This window comes from Streptomyces fuscigenes (assembly GCF_021556455.1).
Lineage (GTDB): Bacteria > Actinomycetota > Actinomycetes > Streptomycetales > Streptomycetaceae > Streptomyces > Streptomyces fuscigenes.
Map to the genome: position 1 here is coordinate 1 of NZ_JAKGCV010000326.1, position 6,320 is coordinate 6,320.

The following is a 6,320-nucleotide window of genomic DNA, read 5'->3' on the forward strand; positions in this document are numbered from 1 at the left end:
CTCGTGCCCGGCCAGCGCCGCGGACAGCGCGGCCCGGGCCCGCCCCGCCGCGTCGGCCGTGCCCGCGGAGTCCAGCAGGCCCACCAGGTGGCGGCCCGGGCCCGAGCCGAGCAGCAGGTCCGCGGCGTCGTCGGCGTCCCGCCCGAAGTCCCCGTCGGCCTCCACCGCCTCCGTCCGCACGTCCGCGAAGCCCGCGCCGCGCAGGACCCGGCCGATCACCGCGGGCTCGCGCAGCGAGAACATCCCCGAGCCGCCGGCGCCCGGGGCGCCGCCGGAGGGCAGGGGTAGGGCGGCCCGCGCCGCGCCGTACACCCGTACCCACGCGCAGCGGGCCGGGTCCGCCATGCAGACGAAGGCCAGCCGCCCGCCGGGGCGCAGCGCCCGCCCCACGGTGGTGAAGGCCGCGACCGGGTCCTCGAAGAACATGACCCCGAAGCGGCTGATCGCCACGTCGAACGAGGCGGCGGGCAGCGGGTGCACCTGCGCGTCGCCCTGCTCGAAGACGATCCGCTCCAGGCCCTCGCGCGCGGCCAGCTCCCGCGCCCGGTCGAGCATCGGGGCGGAGAGGTCCAGCCCGACGACCGAGCCCTGTGCCGCGGCCTCGGCCGCGAGCCGGGTCGTCTGCCCGGTGCCGCAGCCGACGTCCAGGACGCGGTCGCGCGGCCCGATCGCCGCCGCCGCGAGGAGAGGCCCGTCGAAGCCCTCGTTGACCGCGTTCCAGCGGTCCTGGTGATCGCTCCAGTACCGGCCTTCGTCGCCGTTCCAGGCCTGGGACTGGGCGGTGTTGGCGAGCTCGCGCATCGGATCGCTCCCGTCGGTGCGACTAGTATGGGCAAATGCCCATTCCAAGGTATGGGCGAACGCCCATACTGGCAAGCCCCTGGAGGAACCGATGGCACCGCGCGGCGTGGCGATCCCCGACGTCCGGGAGCGGCTCTTCGCCGCCGCCGAACGGGTCCTGGCCCGGGAGGGGCCGGCCGGCCTGACCAACAGGTCGGTGACGGAGGAGGCGGACTGCGCGAAGGGGCTGCTGTACCGCCACTTCGCCGACCTGGACGACTTCGTCGCGCAGCTCGTCCTCGACCGCTTCGAGCGGGTCGCCGCTCAGGTCGGGCCGCTGGCCGCGCGCGCCGGGGAGGGCGACGTGCGCGACAACCTCGCGGGCGCGGCGCTCGCCATGCTCGGCGCGAACGGGCCCGCGATCGCGGCGGCCGCGGTCTCACGCCACCGGGTCGCCGAACGCGTGGGGCGGGCGTGGGCCGGCGGCGCCCCGGGGCCCGGCACGGTCGAGGAGGCCATGGCCCGCTACCTCCGGGCCGAGCAGCGCCTCGGCCGGATCGCGGCGGACGCCGACTGCCCCATGCTCGCGCTCGCCCTCGCGGGCACGGTCCACCACCTGCTGATGCACGGCGGGCCCGGGACGGACGGCACGGCCGCGCTCGTCCGCCGCCTGGTCGCCGCCCTGGTGCCGGACGCGCCCGGGGCCGCCCCGGCCTGAGCCCGCGGCCTGAGCCCGCGGCCGCTCCCGCGCGGGCCGGCCCGGGGCCGCGGCTCGCCCGGGGCCGCAGCCGGTGAGGGGGTGTCAGCACCGCTCGCCACCACGGCCGGAGCAGCCGCCCCTGAGCCGCGCCCGCGCGAGACGTCCCGCCCTGCTACGTGTCCGAGTCCGCGTCCGGATCCGCGTCCAGCAGGGCTTCCTCCCAGGGCGCGCGCGGTGTGCCCTCGGGCGGCAGTTTCTTCGCGGCGGAGTAGTGGGCCCGGCCCGCGCCGACCCGCAGGGTCTGCACCGGCACCAGGAACCAGGCGCGCCTCCTGCGGATGCTCGCCCGGCCGGAGAACACCGCCGTGACCACCTCGGCCAGATGCGAGGTGGCGACGTCCTCGAGGATCCAGTCGTCCAGGACGAGGCGCACCTTGCGGGCCGTGGCCTCCTTGCCCATGATCGCGAGGTAGACGTCCGAACCCGCGAGGGCCCCCGACCAGTCGGCGAACCAGTGCCCCCGGCCGGCGGGCCGCTGGTCCAGCGCCGCGCCCCGGGCGCCGAGCGCGCGCAGCGCGGCCTCGGCCTCCGCCACGACGGGGAGCTTCGCGCTGCTGTTTCCCGGTGCCATCACTCGAACGATCTCACACCGGGCGCCCGGCGGCGCGCCGCGCCCGGAGGGTCCGGCGGGCGGCCGGGCCCGGCAGGCTCAGGCGGCCTGGCAGACCGGGCACCAGAAGAGGTTGCGCGCCGCGAGCTGCGCGGTGCGCACCGGCGTCCCGCACACCAGGCAGGGCAGGTTCGCCCGCCGGTAGACGTACACCTCGCCGCCGTGGTCGTCCTTGCGCGGCGGGCGGCCCATCGCCTCCGGTTCGTGCTCCGGGCGGACCGTGTCGATGCGGTTGTTGCGCACGCCCTCGCGCATCAGGGCCACCAGGTCGGTCCAGACGGCGTCCCACTCGGCCCGCGCCAGGTCGCGGCCCGCCCGGTACGGGTCGATGCCGTGGCGGAACAGCACCTCGGCGCGGTAGACGTTGCCGACGCCGGAGACGACCTTCTGGTCCATGAGCAGCGTGGCGACGGTGGTGCGGGAGCGCGACACGCGGGGCCAGGCGTCGTCGGCGGACGACGACGCGCGCAGCGGGTCCGCTCCCAGCCGCTCCTGCACGGCCCGCTTCTCGCCGTCGGTGACGAGGGCGCACGCGGTGGGGCCGCGCAGGTCCATGTACGCCGACTCGCCGACCAGCCGCAGCCGCACGGTGTCCGTCGGCGGCGGGGCCGGCCGCGCCCCGAAGGCCACCTTGCCGAACAGGCCGAGGTGGATGTGGACCCAGCCGGTGTCCCCGAAACCGAGGAACAGATGCTTGCCGTGGGCCTCGACGTCCTCCAGCACGCGCCCGTCGAGCAGCGCGGCACTGTCGGAGAACTTGCCCTGGGGGCTGCTCGCCCGGACCACCCGGCCGCCGAAGCGGTCGCGGTGGTCGAGGGCGAGCCGGTGGATGGTGTGGCCTTCGGGCACGGGTGCCGCGCCCGCCCTCAGCCCTGCTGCGGGTGGTGCGCGGGGACGGGCGGCAGTTCGCCGGTCTCCTCGTACGCGGTGAGCATGTCGATGCGGCGGGTGTGGCGTGCCTCGCCCGAGTACGGGGTCTTCAGGAACACCTCGACGAACGAGGTCGCCTCGTCGCGGCTGTGCATGCGCGCGCCCACCGACAGGACGTTCGCGTCGTTGTGTTCGCGGCCGAGGCGTGCGGTCTCCTCGCTCCACGCGAGGGCGGCCCGGACGCCCTTGACCTTGTTCGCGGCGATCTGCTCGCCGTTGCCGGAGCCGCCGATCACGATGCCGAGGGCCTCCGGGTCCGCCGCCGTGCGCTCCGCGGCGCGCAGGCAGAACGGCGGGTAGTCGTCCTGCTCGTCGAGGATGTGGGGGCCGCAGTCGATCGGTTCGTGGCCGTGCGAGGTCAGCCACTGGACGAGGTGGTTCTTCAGTTCGTAGCCGGCGTGGTCGGAGCCGAGGTAGACGCGCATGACCCGAGTGTGGCACGGGAACCGGCGGGTATTGGGCAGGGGGCTCGCCTTGCGTTGATCTGGACCCGACAATGCTGGGCAGGCCGTGACCGGGAGCGGCGGGCCGCGCGTGCGCAAGGGCGCGCGGCCCACCGCCCCCGGGGCCTTCCGTGGGAGAAGCCGGACGGGTGAGCCGGGCCGCGCGCCGTGGGGCGGAGTGGGGGAGAGGGGCGCTTGGCGGCGCCGTCTTCCGAGGACAACTCCGCGTGGCGCGCGGCCGCGAGGCGCTCGCCGGGCAGTATCCACACGGGAGGCCCCGGGTGCCCGGGACCGGCCGCCGATTGTCCTTACCGCAGTGACACCGGCGTCAGTGACGCCCGTGTCAGTGACCGAACCGAGGGATGCACCAACATGACTCGTCCCCCCACCCTCACCGCGCGTGGCGGCGACCCCGCCCGCCCGGAGCCGCCCGCCCCGCCCTCGGCCGGTGACAGCGGCCTGCGCCCGGGGCTGCGCAACCGCCACCTGTCGATGATCGCGATCGGCGGTGTCATCGGCGCGGGCCTCTTCGTGGGTTCGGGCTCCGGCATCGCCGCCGCGGGTCCCGCCATCCTCATCTCCTACGCCCTGGTCGGCCTGCTGGTCGTCCTCGTGATGCGGATGCTGGGCGAGATGGCGGCGGCGGACCCGCGTTCGGGTTCGTTCTCCGCCTACGCCGACCGGGCGCTCGGGCGCTGGGCCGGTTTCTCCATCGGCTGGCTCTACTGGTTCTTCTGGGTGGTGGTGCTCGCCGTCGAGGCGACCGCGGGCGCCACGATCCTGAACGGCTGGGTGCCGGCGATCCCGCAGTGGGGCTGGTCGCTGATCGTGATGCTCGTGCTCACGGGCTCGAACCTGGCCTCCGTCGCCTCCTACGGCGAGTTCGAGTTCTGGTTCGCCGGGATCAAGGTCGTGGCGATCGGCGCGTTCATCGTCATCGGGCTGCTCGCCGTCTTCGGGGTGCTGCCCGGCTCCGACCACCCCGCGGCGGGCCTGTCGCACCTGACGGACGCGGGAGGCTTCCTGCCGAAGGGGCCGGGCGCGATCCTCACGGGTGTGCTGCTGGTCGTGTTCTCCTTCATGGGCAGCGAGATCGTCACCCTGGCCGCGGGCGAGTCCGCCGACCCGCGGCGCGCCGTGTCCAAGGCGACGAACAGCGTCATCTGGCGCATCTGCATCTTCTACCTGGGCTCGATCTTCGTCGTGCTGGCGCTCGTGCCCTGGAACGACAAGTCCGTCACGAAGGACGGCAGCTACGTCGCGGCGCTCGACACGATAGGCATTCCGCACGTCGGCACGGCGATGGACGTGATCGTCCTGACGGCGGTGCTGTCGTGTCTCAACTCCGGCCTCTACACGGCCTCGCGCATGGCCTTCTCGCTGGGCCGCCGCGGTGACGCGCCGCGGGCGTTCAACCGTACGAGTTCGCGCGGCGTCCCGCACGTGGCGATCCTGTCGTCGGTGGCCTTCGGCTTCCTCGCCGTGTGGTTCAACTACCAGTGGCCCGACACCGTCTTCCAGTTCCTGCTGAACTCGTCGGGCGCGGTCGCGCTGTTCGTCTGGCTGGTGATCTGCCTCACGCAGCTGCGGATGCGCCGCATCATCCTGCGCGAGTCCCCGGACAAGCTGGTCGTGCGGATGTGGCTGTTCCCGTACCTGACCTGGGTGACGGCCGCGGTCATCGTGTTCGTCGTCGGCTACATGCTGACCGACGACTCGGCACGCAGCCAGATGCTGCTGTCGCTGCTGGTCGCGGCGATCGTCGTGGGCATCGCCCTCGTGCGGCGGGCGCTGGGCAAGGAGACGCCCGCCGCGGTGCCGGCGGAGGCGGCCGCGGGCGGCACGGACTCGGCCGGGCACGGAGCGTAACGTTTCCGCACGCCGTGTGACGTCCACCGGCCGACGGACGAAGACGAGGCCCCGGCCCCCGTGCATTACAGGGGGGCCGGGGCCTCGTCGTCGTCCGGGCGGGTCAGCCGCGGCGCCCCGCGAGCTTCCAGGCCCCAGGCAGGGCGCCCATGGCGAGGAGCGCCTTGAGCGCGTCGCCGAGCAGGAAGGGCACGAGTCCCGCCGCGATCGCGGCGCTCGCCGACAGGTGTGCCGACAGGGCGAGATACGGCACGCCGATCGCGTAGACGACGGCCGAGCCGGCCACCATCGTGCCCGCCGTGCGCAGTACCGACCGGTCGCCGCCGCGCCGCGCCAGCGCGCCGACGACGGCGGACGCGGCGAGCATGCCGAGCACGTAGCCGAAGGAGGCGCCGCCCGCGCCCGAGGTGCCGCCGGAGAACCAGGGCAGGCCCGCCATGCCCAGCACCGTGTACAGCGCGAGCGAGAGGAAGCCGCGGCGCGCGCCGAGTGCCGTGCCGACGAGCAGCGCCGCGAAGGTCTGGCCCGTCACGGGCACCGGCGAGCCGGGCACGGGCACGGACAGCTGTGCGGCGATCCCGGTGAGCACGGCGCCGCCGGCGACGAGGGCGATGTCGCGGGCGCGGCTCGCGGGGAGGAGGTCGGCGAGGACGCCGGCGCGGGAGGCGGCCGCTGTGGGCGCGACGGTGCTCATGGGGGCTCCGCGGAGTGAGGTCGGACGGGTGGTCGAATCGCCTCGACGTTAACCCACGTTCGCCTCGGCCCCGCCGTCGGAGCCCGACAAAGGCGCGGCACCCGCGTTGTGGACCGTGAACGGCCGCCCCGCCGCATCCGTGCAGGTCGCAGGCGCGCGGCGGCCGTCGGACGGGCCGCCGCCCGCCCCGCGGGCGGGGCGCAGGGAGCGGCCGGGGCGTATCGGGAGGGCCCG

7 protein-coding genes are annotated in these 6,320 nt (G+C 75.1%); 2 read left to right on the plus strand and 5 right to left on the minus strand.

Annotation, left to right across the window (positions count from 1 at the left end; translation table 11 throughout):
* A partial coding sequence (locus L1885_RS21315; RefSeq protein WP_235798775.1) for a class I SAM-dependent methyltransferase occupies positions 1-801 on the minus strand: 801 nt, incomplete at its 3' end.
* A gap of 91 nt (positions 802-892) precedes the next feature.
* Here L1885_RS21315 and L1885_RS21320 point away from each other — a divergent pair.
* Positions 893-1,498: a TetR/AcrR family transcriptional regulator gene (locus L1885_RS21320; RefSeq protein ID WP_235798776.1), complete on the plus strand. Its 606-nt coding sequence runs from the start codon at positions 893-895 to the stop codon at positions 1,496-1,498.
* Between the two features lie 154 nt (positions 1,499-1,652).
* Here the strand turns inward: L1885_RS21320 and L1885_RS21325 are convergent, their stop codons facing one another.
* The 3 genes from L1885_RS21325 to L1885_RS21335 all read right to left on the minus strand — a co-directional run bounded on the left by L1885_RS21325 (position 1,653) and on the right by L1885_RS21335 (position 3,505).
* A complete protein-coding gene (locus L1885_RS21325) occupies positions 1,653-2,111 on the minus strand; it encodes a hypothetical protein (RefSeq protein ID WP_235798777.1) in 459 nt (152 codons plus the stop codon).
* A 78-nt stretch (positions 2,112-2,189) separates the two neighbouring features.
* A complete protein-coding gene (locus tag L1885_RS21330) occupies positions 2,190-2,999 on the minus strand; it encodes an Fpg/Nei family DNA glycosylase (protein ID WP_235798778.1) in 810 nt (269 codons plus the stop codon).
* A 17-nt stretch (positions 3,000-3,016) separates the two neighbouring features.
* Entirely contained in the window at positions 3,017-3,505 is a 489-nt protein-coding gene (locus L1885_RS21335; RefSeq protein WP_235798779.1) for a ribose-5-phosphate isomerase, read from the minus strand.
* Positions 3,506-3,895: 390 nt separating this feature from the next.
* On the opposite strand from L1885_RS21335, the gene L1885_RS21340 reads away from it, so the two are divergent.
* Entirely contained in the window at positions 3,896-5,392 is a 1,497-nt protein-coding gene (locus tag L1885_RS21340) for an amino acid permease (RefSeq protein ID WP_235798780.1), read from the plus strand.
* A gap of 103 nt (positions 5,393-5,495) precedes the next feature.
* Here the strand turns inward: L1885_RS21340 and L1885_RS21345 are convergent, their stop codons facing one another.
* Positions 5,496-6,086 carry a biotin transporter BioY gene (locus tag L1885_RS21345; RefSeq protein ID WP_235798781.1) on the minus strand — a complete coding sequence of 197 codons (591 nt, stop codon included), beginning with the start codon at positions 6,084-6,086 and terminating at the stop codon, positions 5,496-5,498.
* Positions 6,087-6,320: the final 234 nt, after the last annotated feature.